The 22,084-nt window shown below is 27.1% G+C and carries 18 protein-coding genes and 2 pseudogenes; 3 read left to right on the forward strand and 17 right to left on the reverse strand.

Going from position 1 to position 22,084, the window contains the following annotated elements:
- The first annotated feature begins 2 nt into the window (after positions 1 to 2).
- Entirely contained in the window at positions 3 to 794 is a 792-nt protein-coding gene (locus BPP43_RS10595) for a hypothetical protein (RefSeq protein ID WP_013243722.1), read from the forward strand.
- On the opposite strand, the pseudogene infB reads toward BPP43_RS10595, so the two are convergent.
- The 10 genes and pseudogenes from infB to BPP43_RS10645 form a co-directional block, all read right to left on the reverse strand.
- Positions 791 to 3,120: pseudogene (infB, locus tag BPP43_RS10600) on the reverse strand (translation initiation factor IF-2). The gene BPP43_RS10595 and the pseudogene infB overlap by 4 nt on opposite strands.
- A gap of 75 nt (positions 3,121 to 3,195) precedes the next feature.
- Positions 3,196 to 3,921 (reverse strand): SurA N-terminal domain-containing protein, encoded by a 726-nt coding sequence (locus BPP43_RS10610; protein ID WP_013243720.1) that lies wholly within the window; start codon positions 3,919 to 3,921, stop codon positions 3,196 to 3,198.
- Between the two features lie 88 nt (positions 3,922 to 4,009).
- Positions 4,010 to 5,503, reverse strand: a complete 1,494-nt coding sequence (locus BPP43_RS10615) for a nucleotidyl cyclase domain-containing protein (RefSeq protein WP_013243719.1) — start codon at positions 5,501 to 5,503, stop codon at positions 4,010 to 4,012.
- A 93-nt stretch (positions 5,504 to 5,596) separates the two neighbouring features.
- Complete coding sequence (locus BPP43_RS12465; protein WP_252832323.1) at positions 5,597 to 6,025, reverse strand: class I SAM-dependent rRNA methyltransferase; 429 nt, start codon at positions 6,023 to 6,025, stop codon at positions 5,597 to 5,599.
- A complete protein-coding gene (locus BPP43_RS12470) occupies positions 5,994 to 6,470 on the reverse strand; it encodes a class I SAM-dependent methyltransferase (protein ID WP_252832324.1) in 477 nt (158 codons plus the stop codon). The genes BPP43_RS12465 and BPP43_RS12470 overlap by 32 nt, the downstream gene beginning before the upstream one ends.
- An 8-nt stretch (positions 6,471 to 6,478) precedes the next feature.
- A complete protein-coding gene (locus BPP43_RS10625; RefSeq protein ID WP_013243717.1) occupies positions 6,479 to 7,279 on the reverse strand; it encodes a flagellar motor protein MotB in 801 nt (266 codons plus the stop codon).
- 18 nt (positions 7,280 to 7,297) lie between these two features.
- Complete coding sequence (locus BPP43_RS10630) at positions 7,298 to 8,089, reverse strand: motility protein A (RefSeq protein WP_013243716.1); 792 nt, start codon at positions 8,087 to 8,089, stop codon at positions 7,298 to 7,300.
- A gap of 42 nt (positions 8,090 to 8,131) precedes the next feature.
- On the reverse strand, positions 8,132 to 8,356 hold the full coding sequence (locus tag BPP43_RS10635) for a flagellar FlbD family protein (RefSeq protein ID WP_013243715.1): 225 nt from the start codon (positions 8,354 to 8,356) through the stop codon (positions 8,132 to 8,134).
- Between the two features lie 63 nt (positions 8,357 to 8,419).
- Positions 8,420 to 9,745, reverse strand: coding sequence for a flagellar hook protein FlgE (flgE, locus tag BPP43_RS10640; RefSeq protein ID WP_013243714.1), 1,326 nt, complete (start codon positions 9,743 to 9,745; stop codon positions 8,420 to 8,422).
- Between the two features lie 290 nt (positions 9,746 to 10,035).
- Positions 10,036 to 10,467: a PepSY-like domain-containing protein gene (locus BPP43_RS10645; protein ID WP_015274928.1), complete on the reverse strand. Its 432-nt coding sequence runs from the start codon at positions 10,465 to 10,467 to the stop codon at positions 10,036 to 10,038.
- A gap of 480 nt (positions 10,468 to 10,947) precedes the next feature.
- Here BPP43_RS10645 and BPP43_RS10650 point away from each other — a divergent pair, with 480 nt between their 5' ends.
- Entirely contained in the window at positions 10,948 to 12,621 is a 1,674-nt protein-coding gene (locus BPP43_RS10650; protein WP_015274930.1) for a hypothetical protein, read from the forward strand.
- Between the two features lie 16 nt (positions 12,622 to 12,637).
- On the opposite strand, the gene BPP43_RS10655 is transcribed toward BPP43_RS10650, so the two are convergent.
- Positions 12,638 to 13,099, reverse strand: coding sequence for a YbaK/EbsC family protein (locus BPP43_RS10655; RefSeq protein ID WP_013243711.1), 462 nt, complete (start codon positions 13,097 to 13,099; stop codon positions 12,638 to 12,640).
- A gap of 13 nt (positions 13,100 to 13,112) precedes the next feature.
- Entirely contained in the window at positions 13,113 to 13,973 is an 861-nt protein-coding gene (locus BPP43_RS10660) for a DMT family transporter (RefSeq protein WP_014933695.1), read from the reverse strand.
- 161 nt (positions 13,974 to 14,134) lie between these two features.
- Between BPP43_RS10660 and BPP43_RS10665 the strand changes: the two genes are divergently transcribed.
- Positions 14,135 to 15,019 carry an MBL fold metallo-hydrolase gene (locus tag BPP43_RS10665; protein WP_015274932.1) on the forward strand — a complete coding sequence of 295 codons (885 nt, stop codon included), beginning with the start codon at positions 14,135 to 14,137 and terminating at the stop codon, positions 15,017 to 15,019.
- Between the two features lie 194 nt (positions 15,020 to 15,213).
- Here BPP43_RS10665 and map read toward each other — a convergent pair whose 3' ends face one another.
- The 5 genes and pseudogenes from map to BPP43_RS10690 form a co-directional block, all read right to left on the reverse strand.
- Positions 15,214 to 16,011 carry a type I methionyl aminopeptidase gene (gene map, locus BPP43_RS10670; RefSeq protein WP_013243708.1) on the reverse strand — a complete coding sequence of 266 codons (798 nt, stop codon included), beginning with the start codon at positions 16,009 to 16,011 and terminating at the stop codon, positions 15,214 to 15,216.
- A gap of 14 nt (positions 16,012 to 16,025) precedes the next feature.
- Positions 16,026 to 16,292, reverse strand: coding sequence for a hypothetical protein (locus tag BPP43_RS10675; RefSeq protein WP_013243707.1), 267 nt, complete (start codon positions 16,290 to 16,292; stop codon positions 16,026 to 16,028).
- A 39-nt stretch (positions 16,293 to 16,331) separates the two neighbouring features.
- A pseudogene (locus BPP43_RS12780) lies at positions 16,332 to 19,129 on the reverse strand (ligand-binding sensor domain-containing protein).
- 15 nt (positions 19,130 to 19,144) lie between these two features.
- Positions 19,145 to 21,142, reverse strand: coding sequence for a hypothetical protein (locus tag BPP43_RS10685; RefSeq protein WP_015274933.1), 1,998 nt, complete (start codon positions 21,140 to 21,142; stop codon positions 19,145 to 19,147).
- A 119-nt stretch (positions 21,143 to 21,261) separates the two neighbouring features.
- The gene (locus BPP43_RS10690; protein WP_015274934.1) at positions 21,262 to 22,083 is read right to left on the reverse strand and encodes a histidinol-phosphatase HisJ family protein; all 822 of its coding nucleotides are present in this window, start codon (positions 22,081 to 22,083) and stop codon (positions 21,262 to 21,264) included.
- Position 22,084: the final 1 nt, after the last annotated feature.

The raw sequence follows: 22,084 nt of genomic DNA on the forward strand, positions 1-22,084 counted from the left end.
AAATGATAGACGATGATTTTTTTAATAATATAGAAGAATATATAAAAAAAACTGATATAGAGTTTGATATTCTTTTTGTTGATTCAATCACTAAAGATAAAATTGCTTTATTAGTAAATAAGATATTAATAAAATACAAAATAGAAAAATATTATGAAGATGTTATTTATATATTAATGGAGCTTATTACTAATGCTATTAAGGCTAGATATTTACATTTAATTAGTTTAAAAGTACTTAATGAAATGTATCCTAATTATTCTTTAGATGAATATTATAGTAATCCTGATATAATGAAAAAATATTCTGATATATTTAGAGATGATGAAAGCAGAGAAAAATTAAAAAATATATTAAAAAATGAAAATAAATTTCTATCTGACAATAACAATAATATAGATAATTTTTATAATGATGTTTTATTATTAAATGAAAACACTAAAAGCAAATTTATTATAAAATTATTTATTCATATCACAAAAAATAATGTAGAGTTTGATATAGTTAATGATTCACCTCTTATTATGCTAGGAAGAACAAGAATAGATAGTAAGAGACTCACTTTTAAAGAATATTATAATAACGATATGGTGGAGAGTTTTTTCTTAGAACAATTAGATAATACTGAAAGTGCCGGTTTTGGTTTAGCTTTATGCGACCTTAGATTATACAATATAGGTCTTGAGCCTACAAAACATTTAGAAATATATAATGACAATAATAAAACACATTCAAAATTAATAATACCTATAAAAGGCGTATTTAGTCATTTGATATTTCATAATAAATATTAAAGTTCTTGAGTGATTTCTTCTATCTTAAATATCTCTAATAAATCACCTTTTTTGATATCATTAAAGTTTTCTATAGAAGCACCGCATTCATATCCAGTAGCAACTTCTTTAACATCATCTTTAACACGTCTCAAGCTAGATATTTTACTAGTATAAATAAGTACGTTATCTCTCATTACTCTAACACCAGCATTTCTTTCTATTTTTCCGCTAGTTACATAACAACCGGCAATAGTTCCAACTCTAGGTACATGGAATACATCTCTAACCTCAACAGTACCAATATCCACTTCTTTTTTAAGTCTTTCAAGAGAACCTTTCATAGCATTTTGTATAGATTCTATTGCTTCATAGATAATGTCGTATCTCTCTATAGGTATTCCAAGTTTCTCAGCAAGTTCTCTAGCCTTTCCAGAAGGACGAACTCTGTATGCGATTATTATAGCATTAGAAGCATGTGCTAAGTTTACATCACTCTCAGTAACAGCTCCTGATGCACTATATATTGAAACAAATCTTATCTTATCACTTTGTATTTTGTTTAGAGCATCTCTTAAAGCCTCAGCACTGCCTTGAACATCTGCTTTAATTATAACCTTAAACTCTTTCATAGCATCTGAAGCTATTTTCTCATAAAGGTTTTCTAAAGTAACTTTAACATTAGCCTTCAAAGCTTCCTGCTGTTTTAATTGTACTCTCTTATCAGCTATAGCTTTAGCCTCTTTTTCATCAAGCATAACATTGAAAGATTCACCAGCTTCAGGAGTCTTTTCAAAACCCAAAACTTCAACAGGTGTAGAAGGTAAAGCCTTTGTAACTCTTTGACCTAAATCATTAACCATAGCTCTTACTTTACCAACAGAAAGTCCGCAAACAAAATAGTCTCCGATTTTTAAAGTACCATTTTGTACAAGTACAGTACCAACAGGACCTCTTCCCTGGTCAAGCGAAGCCTCTAATACTATACCAATAGCTTCTCTATTAGGATTAGCTTTTAATTCTAGCATTTCAGCTTGAAGTATTATAGCTTCCAAAAGGTCATTAATTCCTTGTTTAGTTAAAGCACTTACACCTATATATTGAGTATCTCCTCCCCATTCTTCAGGAGTAAGACCATGTTCAGATAAAGCAGCTTTTACTTTATCCATAGAAGCATTAGGTAAATCCATTTTATTAACAGCAACAATGATAGGTACATTAGCTTCTTTAGCATGGTTTAAAGCTTCCAAAGTTTGAGGCATAACACCGTCATCTGAAGCAACAACAAGTATTACTATATCAGTACTTTTAGCACCTCTTGCTCTCATCATAGTAAATGCAGCGTGACCTGGAGTATCAATAAAAGCTATCTCTCCGCTAGGAATTTTTACTTTATAAGCACCTATATTTTGAGTAATACCGCCGCTTTCTTTAGAAGTTATATTACTATGTCTTATAGCATCAAGAAGCGAAGTTTTACCATGGTCAACGTGTCCCATAATTGTTACAACAGGAGGACGAGGTTTTAAGTCTTCTGGTTTATCTTCTTTTATCTCTATAGTAGCTTCTTCTTGTAATGATATAACATTAACCTTACAGCCAAAATCATCAGCAATAATTGTAGCTGTATCAGAGTCAATTATATCATTAACTCTAGCCATAGTACCCATACCCATAAGTTTAGATATTATGTCTGAAGCTCTTAAGTTCATCTTTTTAGCTAAATCTCCAACAGTGATAGTTTCCATTATGCTGATTTCTTTTTCAACACTTGCAAGTCTTTGTTCCTGCTGAAGTTTTTTAGCTTGTAATTTATTAAATATTTTATTTTCTTGTCTTTGAGCAGCTTCTGCTTTAGAATCTTTTTGAGAAGACTTTTTATCGTACTCTTTTTCTTTCTTCTCATAATCTCTTTTTTTATTATCTTTCTTATTATCTTTTTTGAATGATACCTCTTCTACAGGAGGCGGAGTAATTTGAGTGTTTTTATATTGCTTATCTCTAGAGAAATCTCTATTGTTTGATTCTTTATTAAAACCTTTATTATCTCTTTCTCTATTATTATTGCTATTATCTCTGTTATTATTAAATTTATTATTATTAAAAGGTTTTCTCTGCTCTGGAGTTTGAACATTTTCTGTTTTTGCAGAGTCTTGTTTTTCTGTTTTATTATGTATAATAATTTTTTTACTACAACTTTTTTTATCTTTTTAACAGTAGCACTAGCTTGACTTTCTTCAGTATTATTAGAATTATTAGATTTTTTGTTAATAATTACTTTTTTAGGTTTATTATCAGAAGATAAGTTTTGTTGATTTTTGTCATTACTCTCATTTATTTGAGGCATCATTTTCCTTCTTTTTTAAAGTATTCACTTGCAAGATAAATTATATATTATCTTACAAGTGTTTATTTATATTTATTAATTTGTTGCTCTAGGTAATAAGTTATTTGTTACTTGTCCTTGTGTGTTAGGCATAGTAGTAGGAGGTACTATAGTTGGTTCTCCTAATACAGCATTGTTTCTTTCTATTACTGCTTTGTCTTTTAAATCAATAATTTCTCTTTGAACGTTTTGTTCTGCATAAACTCTTTTATAAATATCAGCTATATATGGAGCTGTTTGAGTATTATATTCTGTGATACCATATTGAGCTAATTGTAATTGGTCTTTTGCTTGGTCAAAGAATGCTTTAGCTTGCTCTGGAGTTGGAGCTGGTACATTGCTTGCTGCTTGTTCTATTAATTTTTGATAATAGTACTGAGCTTTAATATTTCTGATAGTAGCATCTATTGTAGATTTAGCTTCTTCTGTTTCAAAGAATTTATCTGTTTCTGCTTTTTTTAGCAAAAGTATTTGGTTAATTAAATCTTCTGCGTAGTTTTGTTTATATCTATTATCGCTCTCTATCATAGCTATTTGTTCAGGAGTTGCTCCTTGTGCTTTCATAGAGTTTAAGAATACTTTATAATCTTTATTAAAATTAGTTTGATTTATTGTAAAATCATCTACTTTTAAAACCCATTCACCTTCACCGCCTTGAAGATAAGCTAATGAATCTGAAGAGTTAGTAGTTTTTGTGTTTGAACAAGATACAAAAAATATCGATAAAACTATTAATGATAAAAATACTTTTTTAATATACATAAAAAATACTCCTTAATTTACAATACAACTTAATAGTTGCAATAGTTTATCATATATGTATTATTAGTGCAAGCTATTTTATAAATATTTATTTCTTACCAGAATACATATTTATCACTAAATTATTAAGTTCTTTTTCTAATATACCATACCAAATAGATTTTCTTCTTTTTAGAGCATTACTATCTAAGGCATATTTCATTAATTTATTATAAGTTTCATTTGCTTTTTGCACATTTTGAAATATAGGAACATGATTAGCAGGAAATATCTCTGTTAAGTTCATTTCTATTTCTTTTTTAATTACTATATCATATATAGGTAAAACTTTTTCGTAGCCATTGCATATACTCTCGGCATATTCTAATACCATAGGGTCAAAGTCAGGAATTGTTTTCAATAGTTTTATTATAAGAGCAAAAGTATCTATAGCTTCTTTATAATTTTCTTTAACTACATAAGCTCCATTTGCACTATTGCATAAATCATATATAGTTTTATTATCATAAGCAGATATATATTCATTAACTCTTTTGTTGATTTGAAATTTAGGCATAGAGCTAACTGCTTTTGAAATCAAATCTAATATGCTTGTAAATAATCTCTGCTTCCACAAATTTCCTTTTATACTTTTTACAAGTTCTTCCATTTCATTAAAGAAAGCTTCTTTATATTTTTCATTAGGATTAAATATTGCTTCAACTATAGGAATCTCAGTTCCCTTAAAAGATATCATACCATTATCATAGAAAGATATAATATTCTTTTCAAATATTTCACTTTTTACTTTGCTATTTTCTTTAAGGAAGTTAAATTGCAAATTTTTTGTAACAATTATTTTAGTATCTTTTGGAGATAACATATTTGCTCTAGCTTGCATTCTTGCTGCATTGTTAATAAGAAAACCAGATAAATCTCCATCTTCTGTGATAATAAGAGAATTATTGCTCATTCCTCCAGCTATACCAGCACTTACTTTGAACTCTGGAAATATTGAAGTATCTATATCAGGACATTCTGTTAATATTCTTTTTTTGCTCAAAGCTCCAATAATAGCCATAGTAGCACTTAATGCATCAGTTGCCGATGGGCACATCATTACTATTTCATCGCCCTGCTTTCTGTGAGATATAACATTATAAAATCTTGTAAGTTCGCTTATTTTATTTTGAAGCAAATCATCTAAAGCATGCATCTTAGAAAGGTTGTTTTTATTCTCTTCGCAAAATTTAGTATATCCATGAATATCAAGCATTGCTATATAAATATCAGCTATAGTTAAACTAAGTTTTAAATCTCCAGCAAAACTATATTTAGGATTTTCTATAACAAATTGATCCCACAATTTTGGATACATTTCTTTATCCAAGTTATTAAAGAATCCCCAATTAATTTTTCTTATAAGATTAAATAATCCTTTTAAAATATTATTATGATCATTAATCTTCTCAAAATTAACATTGCTAGCATAAGTAAATATTTCTGAAAAAGTTCTTATTTTTCCAGATACTATTTGTTCGCTTAAATGAGTGTATAACTCATACTTTGAAGTGGTGGGGGTATATTCTTCTATAGTGTTCACATTGTTTCCTTAAAAAATATTAATATATATATCAAACCCATTTAAAACTTTAACTTATAAATAAAAAAAAGCAATAGTTGTTACATCATAATTTTATGTAAAAAATCTAGCATATATTCCTGATGGAAGTATCAAATCAGTATTTTCTATAGGAAGAGCTATTTCTCCGCTTTCAAAAAAACCATTATTTTTAATTTGAGTTTGCAAAATGTTTTTAAGAGATATATGAGAAAAACTTGCAGTATAGCAGTTAATTAAAAATAGAATAGGGGAGGGAGATAATAGTTTAACGCATTCTTCTACCAATCTTGTTAAACTTGTCTCTATTTGCCAAAGCTCTCCATTAGGACCTCTGCCGTATACTGGAGGGTCCATTATAATAACATCATATTTTCTCTCTCTTCTCACTTCTCTTAAAACAAATTTAATAACATCTTCTATAATAAATCTTACTTTTTTATTTTGAAAATTATTAATTTCGATATTTGTTTTAGCATGTCCAACAATTTTTTTTGTAAGCATCAACATGCACTATTTCATCACAATCTGCATAAGCACAAGCTACAGTAGCTCCTCCTGTATATGCAAATAAATTAAGAGCTTTTATTTCTTTATTTTTATGAGTAGATGATTTTTTTTCTTTGATTTTATCTATTATAAATTGCCAATTAACAGCCTGTTCAGGAAAAAGCCCAATATGTTTGAAGTTTGTGAACTCTATTTTAAATGATAAGTCTTTATATTTTATGATAAAGTTTTCTTTTGGACTGTTAATATATTGCCAATAACCGCCTCCCTTATCAGAGCGATGATATATGGCATCTAAATTATTCCATTTATTTAATTGTTTTTGCCAAATAATTTGAGAATCAGGACGCGATACTAAAAATCCTCCTATATTCTCAAATTTTTCGCCATTTCCAGCATCTAAAATTTTATAATCTTTCCAATCTCTTGCTACAATCATACAGTCTATTATTTTTGATTATAGTAAGTTACATCATTACGAACTACAACTATATCAACTCTTCTATTTAAAGCTCTTCCATCTGGCAAATCATTAGACGCAACCGGTCTAGTATCAGCATAACCCGCAACAGAATATTTATTTATATCTAACTTTCCTGTTTGGTCGCTTTCAAATAATTTTTCTAATACAACAATAGCTCTTGCAGTAGAAAGCCCCCAGTTGTTTCCAAACCATTGTTCTGTAATACTTCCTTCTAATATTGCACCAGAGTCTGTATGACCTTCTATTCTAATATCATTTGGTAATGTGCTAAGTACTGAAGCTATTTTTATAAAAGTTTCTGTATTATTTTGAGTGTTTACTATATTTGTAGAAGCTGATTCAAAATATTGGTCTGCTCCTAATGTGATAACAAAACCTCTTTCATCTTCAGATACTCTTACTTTATTGTTTTTTATTTCTGATTCTAATACTGATACTGCTTTATCCACACTTCTGCCCATAGAGTATCCTCTGTCCATAGCAGGCAAAGCATCTACATTAGCACCACCAGCAACTAATTTACTCTGCGATAAAGTAACCCCTCCAGATAAATTACCGAAAGAGCCCTGAAAAGCAGTAGCTAATAATTGCATAGTAGAATCACTAATAGATTCAGACATAGTAGAAAGCAGTAATACGAAGAACGTAAGTACCAAAGTAACGAAGTCTCCATATGTTTGAAGCCATAATGGAGCAGAAGGACCTGGTACTTGTGCTTTATCACCAGCTTTTTTAGCTTTTTTACCAAATTTAATAGTAGCCATTATATATCCTTAAATTATTTATCTGTCTCCAACCTGCTCATTAACTTTTTGACGTTGAGGAGGAGGTAAGAAAGATACTAATTTATCTTTAACAATTCTAGGGTTATCACCAGCCTGTATAGATAATATACCTTCAAGCATAATGCTCTGTACAATAGCCTCAGAAGCATGTCTTGCAGCAAGTCTACCAGCTATAGGCAAAGCAAAACCGTTAGCGATAACTGAACCGTAGTAAGTAGTAATAAGTGCTACCGCCATACCAGAACCGATGGCTTCAACACCACCGCCGCCGCCCAAACTTCTAAGCATGATTACAAGACCAATTAATGTACCAATCATACCCCAAGCAGGATATAATGAAGCAGCATCTTCAAATACCTTTCTTACTGTATCGTGTCTTGCTTCTACGTTATCTATTTCTGTATTCAAAATATTTTTTACTAGTTCTGGGTCTGTTCCGTCTACTACAAGCTGCATACCTTTTTTAAGAAAGGGGTCTGAAACTTCTTGTATATCATCTTCAAGTACAAGCAAACCTTCTCTTCTTGCCTTTTCAGAAAAGCTTATTAAAGTAATAATTATTTGTGCTTCATCATAGTTAGGTTTGTTCAAAAGAACTTTTATTGCTTTAGGTACGCCCAATATAGTTCCTATGTCATTTGCAACAAAAAGAGAAGTAGTTCCTCCTAAACCTGTTACAACTGCCGAAGCAATGTCCACCATGTGACCAACATTACCACCACCTGAAATTATACCAAATAAATTGATACCTATAACTAATAAAAAACCTAAAGGTACTATAATATCCATATTTTTTACTCTCTAATATTTTATTTATTTTTTATTTTCTTTCTAATCTTCATTACCATAGAAAGAAGGTTTTTTAGTAGAATCTTCATTTACTATTCTAGTTCTATATTCCACTATTCTATTTAATACAGTTTCATAACTATCTTTAGTTAGCACTTTTCTTCCAGATAGCATAGTGATTACCAAATCAGGAGTTTCCTCCATAAACTCTATTTGATGTGGATTAATATATAAAACGCTTCCGTCAAATCTAGTTACATATATCATAATATTAAGAAACTCCTAACCATTATATTATACTAAAAAAAAACAAAAAGTCTAATATTTTATTTATCTCTTAAGTGCTATAACTTCTTGAAGCAACTGGTCAGCTGTAGTTATAGTTCTAGCATTAGCTTGGAAACCTCTTTGAGTTACTATCATATCAGTAAATTGTTCACTTAAATCAACGTTAGACATCTCTAAAGTACCAGCTTTAATAGAACCTCTTCCTTCAGCAGCAGCAACACCAATATTAGCAGCACCAGAGTTATTGCTTTCTACAAATAAAGTGTCTCCTGCTTTCTCTAAACCGCCAGCATTTGCAAATTTAGCCAAAGCAACCTGTCCTAAAGTTTTTCTATTTCCATTTGTAAATACGCCAGTAATTTGACCGCTGTCATCAAAGCTGAATCCTTCAAGCATACCCATAGTATAACCATCTTGTTCTATAGCTTTAGTTGTAGAAGGTGATTCAAATTGTGTAATACCATTAAATAAACCAACTTCTCCCATAGTAAGGTTAATAGTTTGATTTACTTCTCCGTCTGTACCTGTATAAGTGAAAGATACATTAGGCATTAATACGCCTTCAGTTTGAGTATTAGTACCATCGCTTACAGAAATTAAAGAACCAGCATCATTGAATACTAATTGGAAAGTATTATTTCCTCCATTTTCAACAGGGTCTCCGGCAGAAACACTTACGCTTCCTTCTGTTGCTTCTGGTATTTCTATTACCATATCCCATCTATTAACATCTGTTCTATTAAATGTTGCTCTTAATTGACGAGGTATTCCTGTAGAATCATAAATAGTTAAATCTGCTTGGTGAGTATCACTATTTTTTTGTAGGTTACAGAAGAACTTAGTGTTTTGTGTAGCACGTGCTGGGTCTTTTGAACCTACTGGTATAATTAAATCTTCTACGCCGGCAGCAGTATTTAATTCCATCATTCCTGTTTCTGGATTAAGTACAGCATTCCAACCTTGTACTTTATAACCATTTGAAGGGTTAACTAAATAACCATTTTTATCTATAGAGAAAGCTCCGTTTCTTGTATAGTAAGAACTATTTCCTTTCTTCTCAATAAAGAAACCTTCTCCTTGAATAGCTAAATCTGTATTTACACCAGTAACTTGTAAAGCTCCTTGTGTATGTATTGTATCTATAGTAGCTACCTGCATACCAAGACCAACCTGCTGAGGATTGATACCGCCTCTATCTTCCTGCGGCTTAGCTGCTCCGCTCAAAGATTGGCTTATCATATCCTTGAAAGTTACTCTACCTTTTTTAAAACCGTATGTATTTACATTGGATATGTTATTACCAACAACATCCATTCTAGTTTGGTGATTCTGTAATCCAGATACACCTGCAAATAATGAACGCATCATAAGGCGAATTCCTCCATAAAGTAATTATTATTGTATTTATTAAATATTTATTATTTTCTTATAATATTTTCGGTATAATTAAAATTTGCTTAATATTTTTTTATTAGCATTTAATTTTTATAATCTAAAAATAATGAGAAAAATTATTGTTTTAATTAATTGATAATAATGATAAATAAAAATCTTTCTTGAAATGTTGTAAAGAATAATAACTTTTTGAACATAAAAAAAAGATGCTACATTTCGCAGCACCTTTTAAAAATAATACTTTTCATAAACCTTTTATATAATTAATCATCAAATTGCTGTCCCATTAATGATCCATCAGATGATATAAACATTTCCATCATGTTGTTGAGTTTTATTTTATAATTTCCCCACTCTTTTTCTACACTTGTAATCATAGCTTGAGGATATGTCTTTTTTACTGTGTTAGCAACAGCTTGAGGCAATACACTGAAAGGTACACCGTTATATTCTCCGTCTATATTTACCCAGTCGCCGTTAGTTAAAAAATCTATACTAGCACCATTTGATAGATTTACATCGAATTTTCCGCCGTCTCTTTCTACTTTCCATATTTGAGCATTAGGGTATATTTTTTTTATGAATGTTACAGCTTGTTTAGGCAACGCTGAAGCTGGAACTACCATATCAGCAAATAAAATTGATGTAGAAAAAATTGCTAATACTATTAATGAAGATAATATTTTTTTTATCATATTAAACTCCTCTATAATTTACTGCTATATTTTTTATATACTTGTAAATTATCTTTACAAGATTAATATAAACAAAATTTTAATTTATGTCAATATCCATTGATATAAATAGTGATTATAAATAGTATTTTTGTTTAATATATTAATTGACACTAGTATTTATTATGATATAATTGTCGGAAAATTACATTTTAAATATCAATAATTATAAAAACTTATTTTTATAATTTTATTTAAGTAGTCCTTAATGAAAAAAAATTATTTATATTTTATCTATTTATATTATCTTTATTATTAATATTTATAATATTAGGAAGTATTTTAGCAAATAAAACAAGAGTTGGATATCTTAATATAAATTTAAATATAAATAAAACAATAGAAATAAATAATTTATCTGAAAAATATAATAATCTACAAGAAAATGAAAAAATCAATATTATTAAAATAAATGCAAATGAATATTACTATGATTGTAGAATGGAGTTCTATGATAAGGTATTTAGATATAGTGATGTATTTAGTCTTATTATAGATTCAAATAAAAATCCTGATTATGTTAAGTCAATTAATATGCAAACAGGAGGAAGGAGAGCTGGATATTTAATTTCCACAAAAATTATAGATGATAAAAAAATAGATAATATTTATTATAAATTAAGAATTAAGCCAATATATTATTCTATACTTATTATTATGATTGGTATATTAATGATTTTTAATACTAATATTTTTAATGTTGTATTAAAAAAATTTAATAAAGATGTAGAAATAAAAATATATATTATTGTTATATTAGGATATTTATATTTAATAATTCCATTTATTATTTTTGTATTCTCTTGGACTAGATATATAGTATCTATACCTGTAAATATGATTATTTTTTATATTTTATATTTAATGATAAAAGATAGTATTATTAATTATAATAAAGTTTACAAGATAAATATTATTGTTTTTATTGTAATGATAATGTCTATAATATTGTTTGTATTAGTATCTGGGATAGGTGAAATATTTGAGCAGTCTATAGATATGCTTAGGGGAAGAAATCCTATTTTTAGAGATTTAATTAACTTTTCTTGGCCTGTAATATATACAAAAAGCGGATATGCTATTGTGTATTATATAGGTCATTGGATTGTACCTGCTGTATTTGGTAAATTTTTTGGACTTACTGTTGGAAATATGTTTTTAGTTTTATGGAGTTCTATTGGAATATTTATTTCCATAATATTAGTTTTATATTATCTAAATATTAATAGAAGCAGATATATATTAATTGCATTGTTGTTATTTATATTCTTTTCACCAATTGCAGAAATTCATACATTTAGCAGTAGAATACTTTCTTATTACAGCTCACATTTGCAGGATTTACAATTATTGTTTAATCAGGCAATAGCTATTTGGGTAATGAGTTCTTTATTTTTAGTACAAAGAAATTCTTCTAATTTTGCTTTTTTAGGGTTATCTGTTATATTATATTCTCCATACGCTGTTATAGGCATATTGCCATATATGATAGTAAAAACTTTAATAGATTTAAAAGAAAATCTTTTGCTAACAATAAAAAATATTTTTAGTTTAAAAAATATTTTTTCATCAATTACTATATTTCCATTATTAATGTTTTATTTTTCTTCAAATAGTGTAGGCTCATCATCTTCTTTAAGATTTCTATTATCAGAATATAATGCTTTAGAGTTTTTGTATTTTTATATTTTAGCATTTGGACTTCATTTGTTTTTAATATTTAAAAATAATAAGAATAATTATATATATTATGTATCTATATTTATGTTATTTGCTGTTGCTTCTATAATGTATGGACCGGATCAGAATTTCCATAGAGTTAATATAACAGCAATATTTTTTATTTATGTATTAGTCGTTGATTATTTAAATAAAAATGCTAACATTAAAAGTATTAGAAAAAACATTTTAATATTTCTTCTTATTTTATCATCTCTAGCTTCTTTAACAAGTATATCCAATAGCATATCCTATTTTGTATATGGAGGAGTTACAAAAGAGCTTGGAAGAGAAACTTTTAATACAGATGAAAATGATTTCGTGCTTAATACAGTAACTTCAAAAAATTTAGATAAATCTATATTTTTTAAATATATTGCTAAAAATAAAAAATAATTATTTATATAAAAAGTTATTCTGTTAAATCTACTTCTATATTTGAAATTTTATTTATTATTTCATCGTAACTCATTTTTGCAAGAGAACTGTCACTTCCGCAAGCTATATATAAATCATCAAATCTCTTCATGCTTTTATCAACTAATACGGTAATTCTTTCATCTATTCCAAAAGGACATACTCCTCCAAAAGTAAAACCTGTTAAATTATAAGTGTCTTCTGCACTTGCAAAATTTGTTTTGCATCCAAAATATTCTTTAGTTTTTTTTGAAGATATTTTTTTATCACCTGATGCTATTAACATAAAAAAATCTTTCTTTACCGGTTTTAGTAATATAGATTTTGCAACCTGACCTTTTTCAATATTTAAAGATTTAGCAGCATCTTCAACTGTTTTGGTAGCTCCTTTCTCTTCAAACTCTTTATGTTCTATGCCAAGTTCATTTAAAACTTTTAATACTTTTTCACTAATCATAAATATTCTCCATTTAATTTTGTTTATGCTCTTTTAAAAATAATCCTATTCCAAATAAAATTATTATTATACCAATAAGCTGATTAATACTGATACTCTCTTTTAATATAAAATATCCTAATATACAAGCACCAACAGCCTCTCCTAATATGGTCATAGATACAACGCTAGCAGAAAACCATTTTAAAAGCCACATAAACACCACATGCCCAAGCATTGTAGATATGAGAGTTAAACCTAATATATTAATCCAAGTATATAATGGATATCCAGTAAGAGGTGTATTAGTAAATATTACTACAAAAAATAAAAATACAGCCGATGCAAAATATGTTAAACCTGTGTATGTGAGAGCGGATAATCTTTTTCTTATATATTGCCCAAGTAAAAAGTTAGCACTAATGAGCCCTGCTGATATAAATGCTAAAACATCTCCAATTAATGCAGTGGTGCTTACTTGAAAATCTCCCCAGCCTATTATAACAGAACCTATTATTGCTATAATAAAACCAAGTATTGCTAATTTGGTATATCTCTCTTTAAAAATAAAATAACCTGCTACTATAGAAAATAATGGCTGAAGCGTTACTATTACGGTAGAGCTTGCAACTGAAGTATATTTTAAAGATTGGAACCATAATGAATAATGACCTGCCAATGCTATGCCTGATACTAATGATAATAGAAAATCTTTTTTACTTATTTTTTTTAACTCTTCTAAATTTCTTATTAGAAGTATAGGCAAAATTATTATAAAAGAAAATAATAATCTATAAAATGCTGTTATTGAAGAAGGGGCATTAGCAAGTCTTGCAAATATTGCAGACATTGATAATGCTGTTACTCCAACAAATAAAAATATACTTTTTCCCATTACTATAAAAATTATATATTAATAATTTATTTTCTAAAAATTATAATATTTTTTTTGTTATTTTTCAATAATCAAAATATTATAAATTGTATTATTATTAGATTGATTTTTTTACTTTATAGTGTATGATTTATATATAAAAATTTATTTAAGAGTACAATTTGAAAGTTAGATTTTTGGGAAGCAGAGGCTCTATACCAACCCCTGGTACTAGTTTCAGTGAATACGGCGGTAATACGTCTTGCATACAAGTTATAGATGATGAAGGAAACTATATTATTCTTGATGCTGGAAGCGGATTAAAAAATCTTGGATATTATGCTCTTAAAAGTGAAAAAAAAGAAAGTATTATTTTATTAACACATTTCCATTGGGACCATATTATAGGAATACCTTTTTTCGCACCATTTTATTCTAATAAATATAGCTTTACAATATACGGCCCTAAAGATAATCATGAGGAAATGTATGAAACAATTAATAATATATTAGCTAAAGATTATTTTCCTATCAATCTTGAGCAGTTTGGTGCTTCTATTAAATTTGAACCCTTCTATGAAGGTAAAAAAATAAATTATGGAAATATGACAGTAGAAGCATTATGGGTTAATCACCCTTGCTATACTTTATCATACAAAATCACTTCTAATGATAAAACTTTAGTATATTTGACAGACCATGAACCTTATAAAAAACGTCTCCATATACAGCACCCATCATTAGACCATTATAATAACAATGCTAATTTGCTTCATGCTAGGCTAATAGATTATGTGAGAGGGGCTAATGTTTTAATTATAGAAGGGGAGTATACAAAAAGCGAATATATTAATGGGCATGTTGGCTGGGGGCATTCCACTTTAAATGATGCTATACAGGTGGGTCTTGATGCGGAAGTGCCTTATGTTATTATTCACCATCATAATCAAGATAGAACTGATGCACAAATAAAATTGATTTACAATAAACTTTTAGCTTTTTTAAGAAAAGAAAATATAGATTTGCAATTGGCTTTTGCAAAAGAAAGTTCTTATATTATCATTTAAGTATATATAAAGGAAGCAAAAGAACTGCATTTTTTGGCTAAAATATTTGTATTATTTATTTTATAAATATTTATAAGATATAAAGCTAAAGTATTTGTACTTTTTGCTACGAGAAAAAGTTGAATAAAATAAAAATCATATAATAAAATATAATTATTTATGTATAAAAAGTTTTAGAGCAGAGTTGTTATAAATTAATCTATTCCTAATATCTCAACGCCATTTTTTTTAATTAAAACAGTATGTTCAAAATGAGCGGCAAAAGAGTAGTCGGCTGTAGATATAGTCCAACCATCATTTTCTATTATATATTTATCAGAGCCTTCAGTTATCATTAATTCTAATGCCAAAACCATATTCTCTTCTAGTTTTACATCATTATTTGGGTGATAAAAATTATATATATAAGGAGCTTCATGATACTCATATCCAACACCATGACCTGTAAGAGATTTTATTATGCTGTATCCATATTCATTTACTTTTTTTTCAACTTCTCTTCCATAGGTGCTTAAAAGTATATTGGGTCTTAATTTATATATAGCATGTTCTAAAGATTCTTTACAAGCTTTAATTAATTTATATGCTTTTTTGTTTGTTGAACTTAATTGATTGCCTTTAACAACCATAGTTCTAGCACAGTCAGCATAGTAGCCGTTATATTTAACTCCTATATCAATGCATATAATATCGCCTTGCACTAATATTTTTTTATTTGTTGGTCTGCCATGTGCTATTTCATTTCCTATTGATATGCTTGTAGAAAAACCATATTCAGGCACTTCTAAATTGGCAGGGTATGCCCCTTTAGATTTTATAAATTTCTCAACGTCTTTATCTATTTTTGAAGCTCTTGTTCCTGATAGAGAATATTCAAAAGCTAAGTCTATAGCTTCTTGTGCTATTTGAGCTGCTTTTTTAATATTTTCTATGGCTTTTTCATCTTTGATAGAAGGCTTTACAATATCTGTTGTATTGCTTTTAATAAACATTATTTTTTGCCTTACTATTTTAATGATTTAGGTGTAAATATTCTTAGAAGTATAACCAAAATAATAGCACCCAAAATAGCAGACGATAGGTTAATATTAATATAGCTTACTATTTCAGTTAATCTTGGCAAATAATATGAACCAAGCAAAGCTCCAATAGTAGCTATTATAAACATCATAACCCAGCCGCCGAATACTTTTATATGCAAAACATTATAAAAAATTAAGCTTATCACTATTCCTATTAATATAAAAGCAGCTACTACTATCAAATATTCCATTTTTACCTCTATTATTTATTTTTGATATATATATTAATATCAATTTGAAGAAAGCCCTATAAAGAAAGATTTTAATTGAGCTTCTTCATCTTGTATAGGTATAAATATCATATGAGAAATATTTTCTCTATCTTTTTCATCAAATTTAATTTTTAATGATAATGAAGAGAAAGGATCTGACACATATAATGTTTTTCTAGATGATAAAATCTTTTTAAATAAAGCTTCATTTTCATCTATTTCTAATTTGTTTTTAGTATCTTCTGTAAGGTTTTTAGAATCTGATATTTTGTATATTCCATTTTCATCTTTAGTAAGCATTGCAGAATGTAATACATTAAGTCCGGATTTTTCTTTTATCCACTCTAGCATTTCATCTAAACTTTTATTTACAAACTTCTCACCTTTAATTGCTTTAAGAATATTTTTCCAATTTGAAGTCATATTATCTTTTACTTTTTCTTCTGCATCTTTATAATCTTCAGGCATAGGCGGTCTTTTTTCTTCAGGGTCATATAATTCACTGTCTATTAAATCTTCTGTATCAAACACATCATCTTCACTTGCTTTTTTTATTACTTCATTGCTATCATAGTTATGTGATTTATCAAATTCGTTTTTATCATCATCAAATAGAAAATCTTTATTAAGAGCAAGATTAAATGAATCTAGAGAAGAGAAATAATCATCTTCTTTTTTGCTAATTTCATTATCAATCATAGAGCCATGACTTATCAAAATATCCTCCTCATTATCAGAAATAATATCATCTATACCTCTTAAAATATTTTTATCTTCATCGTTTTCATCTAATACATTATCTAATGTAGGTACATAATCTAATTCCTTATCTTCTTCAGATACGGTATTTATATTATTATCTAAATTATCTATATTTGGTATTGAATTATCATCAACCTCTTCTTCTAAATCTTCATCAATATTATCTATTTTAATAGTTTCATCATCAATGCTATCTTCTATATCTTCTAAATCTTCAATATTTTCTATATTCAAATGTTCATCATTATCAACTTCATCAAGATTGTCAACTTTAATAGTTTCATCATCAATGCTGTCTTCTATTTTTTCTAAGTCTTCGATATTTTCTATATTCAAATGCTCATCGTTATCAACTTCATCAATATTGTCAACTTTAATAGCTTCATCATCAATGCTGTCTTCTATTTTTTCTAAGTCTTCGATGTTTTCTATATTCAAATGCTCATCATTATCAACTTCATCAACATTGTCAACTTTAATAGCTTCATCATCAATGCTCTCTTCTATATCTTCTAAGTCTTCAATGTTTTCTATATTTAAATGCTCATCATTATCAACTTCATCAAGATTGTCAACTTTAATAGCTTCATCATCAATGCTGTCTTCTATTTTTTCTAAGTCTTCAATATTTTCTATATTCAAATGCTCATCATTATCAACTTCATCAAGATTGTCAACTTTAATAGCTTCATCATCAATGCTGTCTTCTATTTTTTCTAAGTCTTCGATATTTTCTATATTCAAATGCTCATCGTTATCAACTTCATCAATATTGTCAACTTTAATAGCTTCATCATCAATGCTGTCTTTCTATTTTTTCTAAGTCTTCAATGTTTTCTATATTCAAATGCTCATCGTTTATCAACTTCATCAACATTGTCAACTTTAATAGCTTCATCATTAATGCTGTCTTCTATATCTTCTAAGTCTTCAATAGCTAATAAATCTTCTTTGCTTATATTATCTACAGCTTTTTCTATATCATCTAAATTAGGCAGCTCTAATTTGCTTTTTTTATCAATGTGTTTTTTATTTTTTGATTCTATATTATTTAAATATTCTATATCTTCATTTAATGTATTTAAATCATAATTAAAATCATCTAAATTATTATCATCATCAAAATTATTGTATTCATCATCTTCTAGAATATTATCATCTGATGAATATATACTATCGTCTTCTATATCTGAAGCATTTTCTGTTTGCAATTTTTTTCTTTCATATAAAGCACTAGATATTAAAAATATTAATGAAGAACAAAGTATAATAAGTAAAATATATTTTAAATATCTTTGTATTATAGGCACATCAAGCTCTAGTATTCCTACATTAAAATTATATATATCTTTAACATTGCTTGAATGTAATATATATGAATAAGCTCCTATATTTATTACTCCAGGATTATTCATATATTGATATAATGTATCTCTTGAAATACTATTAATATTTATAGAAGGATTATAATATATTACACCATTTGGTATAAGCAAGAAGTTTAAATTGTATGAAGTATTTTCAAAAATCTTTTTAAATACACTTGCTACAATATATCCAACTTCTAATCCTTTTTCATTTTTAATTGGTTTAATAAAATAAACACCATCAAAATCTTGGTCAAAGAAAGCTTTTTTATCATTTATTTTTAATGCATTAAGGTTTATGCTTTTTCTATTATCCGGAGAAGAAAATACAGCACGTCCATCAGAAAAATAAAGCCCAACAGTATCAAAAGCATAATTACCGCTTCTAAAAATAGATATAATTCTATTTTTTTCATCTTCATTCATTCCATTTAATACAACATTTTGAAGCAATGAAGGAAAATTATAACTTTCTATTATTTTATCTAATCTATTATCATAATCATTTATAAGGCTTAATATATTATTTTGGCATATTAGAGATGTTCTATCAAGCTTTTTAGTATCTATATCAAAAGCATCTTTTTTTAATCCAAATACAAAAGTAATAAATAGAGCAATAATTATAGCATTAAGCAAAATAGCTATATATACAAAAATAGAAATATTATTATGTCTATCAAACATAAAAAACCACCTATATTATTTTTTAGTTATACTTTTTCTAGCATCTTCTTCTGCTTTACTTATTATTGAAGATAACATCTTATCAAAAGCAGCAAATACATCTTCTGTTCTTTTAGTATCTATATTTTTTATTTTTTCCTCATCATTATTTTCTATACCATATGAATTATATATATCCATATTAATATTTTCTTTTACTTCTTCTTCCTCTTCTATTTTTTCTTGTACGTTTTCTATTTCTTCTACATCATCATTTATCTTTTCTATTTCTTCTTTTGAATTAAAAATATTTTCGTTACTATATTCATTATATGATAATTGTAAATCGCTTTTAATAATTTTTCTATCTCTTATATCTTCATTATTAAAATATTCATTATTATTAGAATATTCAGCATTTAAAGAATAGTATTCATCATTATTTTCTGATTCTTGATAATTTTGATATTCTTCTTCAGATTCTTGAACTAAAGCTTTTATTTCTTCATCATTATTATTATATATATCATCTTCATCATTTTGAACACTTTCTATTTTGTACTCATCATTATTATATTCGCTATTATATTCATCATACTCTTCTGTTTTGTAAGTTTCTTCTAATGTACTGTTATCATTATATTCTAATATTTCATCATCTATTTTTTCTTCTTCTACAAATTCTATTGAATCTTCATTTTTGTCATTTTCTAATTCTTTATCAACTTCATTTTCTATATAGCTTAATGAATAAATATTATTGAGATTATCTTCATTTTCTATACTTATGTCTTTTATCTCTTCTGTTATTTTTTCTTCTGCATTTATCTCTTCATTATTATCTTTTGCAGGATCATAGTTATTAAACTTTATCATGCTTACAATATTTGATATGTCTTTTGCAATATTGAATTTATTTTCTTCTTCTTTTTTATTATTATCAAAATATTTTTCTGGTATTTTATAATGAAGTTTTTCTATTATAGGAGGCATATCATCTATTGCAGTAGATTTAGGTATATCTGCTTTTACTAAGCTCTCATCTATAAATAATTCATTTTCTCCTTTAACACTCTCCAAAAAATCTCTATGAGTTTTAATTTGCATCAAGTATTTAAAGAAGTTAATTATTCCAGTTAATATTAATTGGAATAATAATATAAGTAAAGCAGTAACAGCTAATACTATTAATTCAAAATAATTAGGATACTCTTTTCCTATCATAGATACAGATAGTGAATCATTAACTATAAAACTAGGTTGTTTTTTATAATAAGCAAATCTATTAATAACGCTAGATACTTTTTCTATAGATTTTTCTCCTATAGACTCTCTTACATTATAAACTAAATCTCTAGAATCGCTTATATAAAGCCTTTTGTCTGCCACTTGATAATACATAGCTATATCAGAAACATAAGAATAATCATTTCTTGTAGTAACAATAATTTCACCATATTTATTTTTAATATATTCCATTATATAGAATGCATTTTCATTTTCAGCATTTAATACCAAAGAGCCTTTATTTTTTACTTCTTTTAACAGATTATCCTGTAATTCTATAGGCCAAGATTTATGATTAGCCGAATACAAGTTTAGTCTCATTTTGCCGTCTATAGAAAAGACTGTCATGCTTCTTAAATAAGGGTTTTCCAAAGTCATTTTATAATAATCATTTTTATATTTTTCTAATTCTGTTTTAGAGTAATTTTTGTATGGGTTATAATCTTTTAATATATCAGCTGTTTGATACATGCTATAACCTACATAATCTGATATAGATTGAGTTATTAAGTTTACCTGGTATTCTGAAACTGTATTTCTTTTTATTTTTAAGTTAGTAGCAAATTTATCCATCATTTCCATCATCATATCTAGATAATCATTAATTAATACAGATACTTTGCTGTTTTGAGGCAATACAGTGTTGCTTGCCACTCTTGCAAACATAGCAACTATAAAAATCATTAAAAATGATATCATCAGACTAAGAAGTGTTTTAATAATTTTTTGCTTTTTATCATTATTCATAACTCTAACCCTTATATACTACTATAGCTATATCTTTTTTATTATTATATTTTATCGGATAAAGAGTTTTTTACTTGAAAACTTTATTTCGAAAGGATATTTGTTATTTTTATATATTTTTATAAGTTATGAAACTCTGGTATCATTTTATTGTATGTGCAAAATTGTTTAAATCCTATATTTTTTAGAATTTCTTTTGCTTCGTTTATATGAAATCCCAAATGACTAGGCTGATGGCTGTCGCTTCCTATGGTTATAATGTTTCCTCCTAATTTATAATATAATTTTAATATATCTATAGAAGGAGTTGTGTCTTTTAAGCCATATCTTGTATAAGAAGTATTAAACTCTATTCCTTTACCGTCTTCTATCACTATTTTTAATATATCTTCTATAATAGGTTTTACTTTTTCAAATGGGTATATTCCTTTTTTATCATATCTTATAATTAAATCTAAATGCCCTAACACTGAATAATTTTTAAAACTTTTTACAACTTCAAGCATCTCTTTATAATATGCTTCATTATATTCTTTTTGAGTTTTATCTCTTTGAAAATCTTGTGTCCAGAATTCTTTATTATCTACCTGATGAACAGAGAATATAATAAAATCAAAATCGTATTTTTTTAAAAGAGCTTCATATTTATCAATAGTATGAGTTTGTATTCCGCATTCAAGACCTGTTTTTATATTAATTTTTTTTGAGTATTTCTCTTTTATTTTATTAATATCTTCTATATATTTAGGATAATTAACATTGGTGATAGTGTTTTTATCTTTTATTTTAATTTCGTCCCAATCTTTTTTTATACCATAATCTACATGGTCTGTAATGCAAATATCATCTATATTTAGTTTTATAGCATCTTTTATAACTTCTTCTAATGGATAATTAGAGTCATCGCTAAACTCTGTATGTACATGATAATCTGCAAGCATA

Origin of the sequence: Brachyspira pilosicoli P43/6/78, from assembly GCF_000325665.1 — a bacterium.
GTDB classification, from domain to species: Bacteria; Spirochaetota; Brachyspiria; order Brachyspirales; family Brachyspiraceae; genus Brachyspira; species Brachyspira pilosicoli.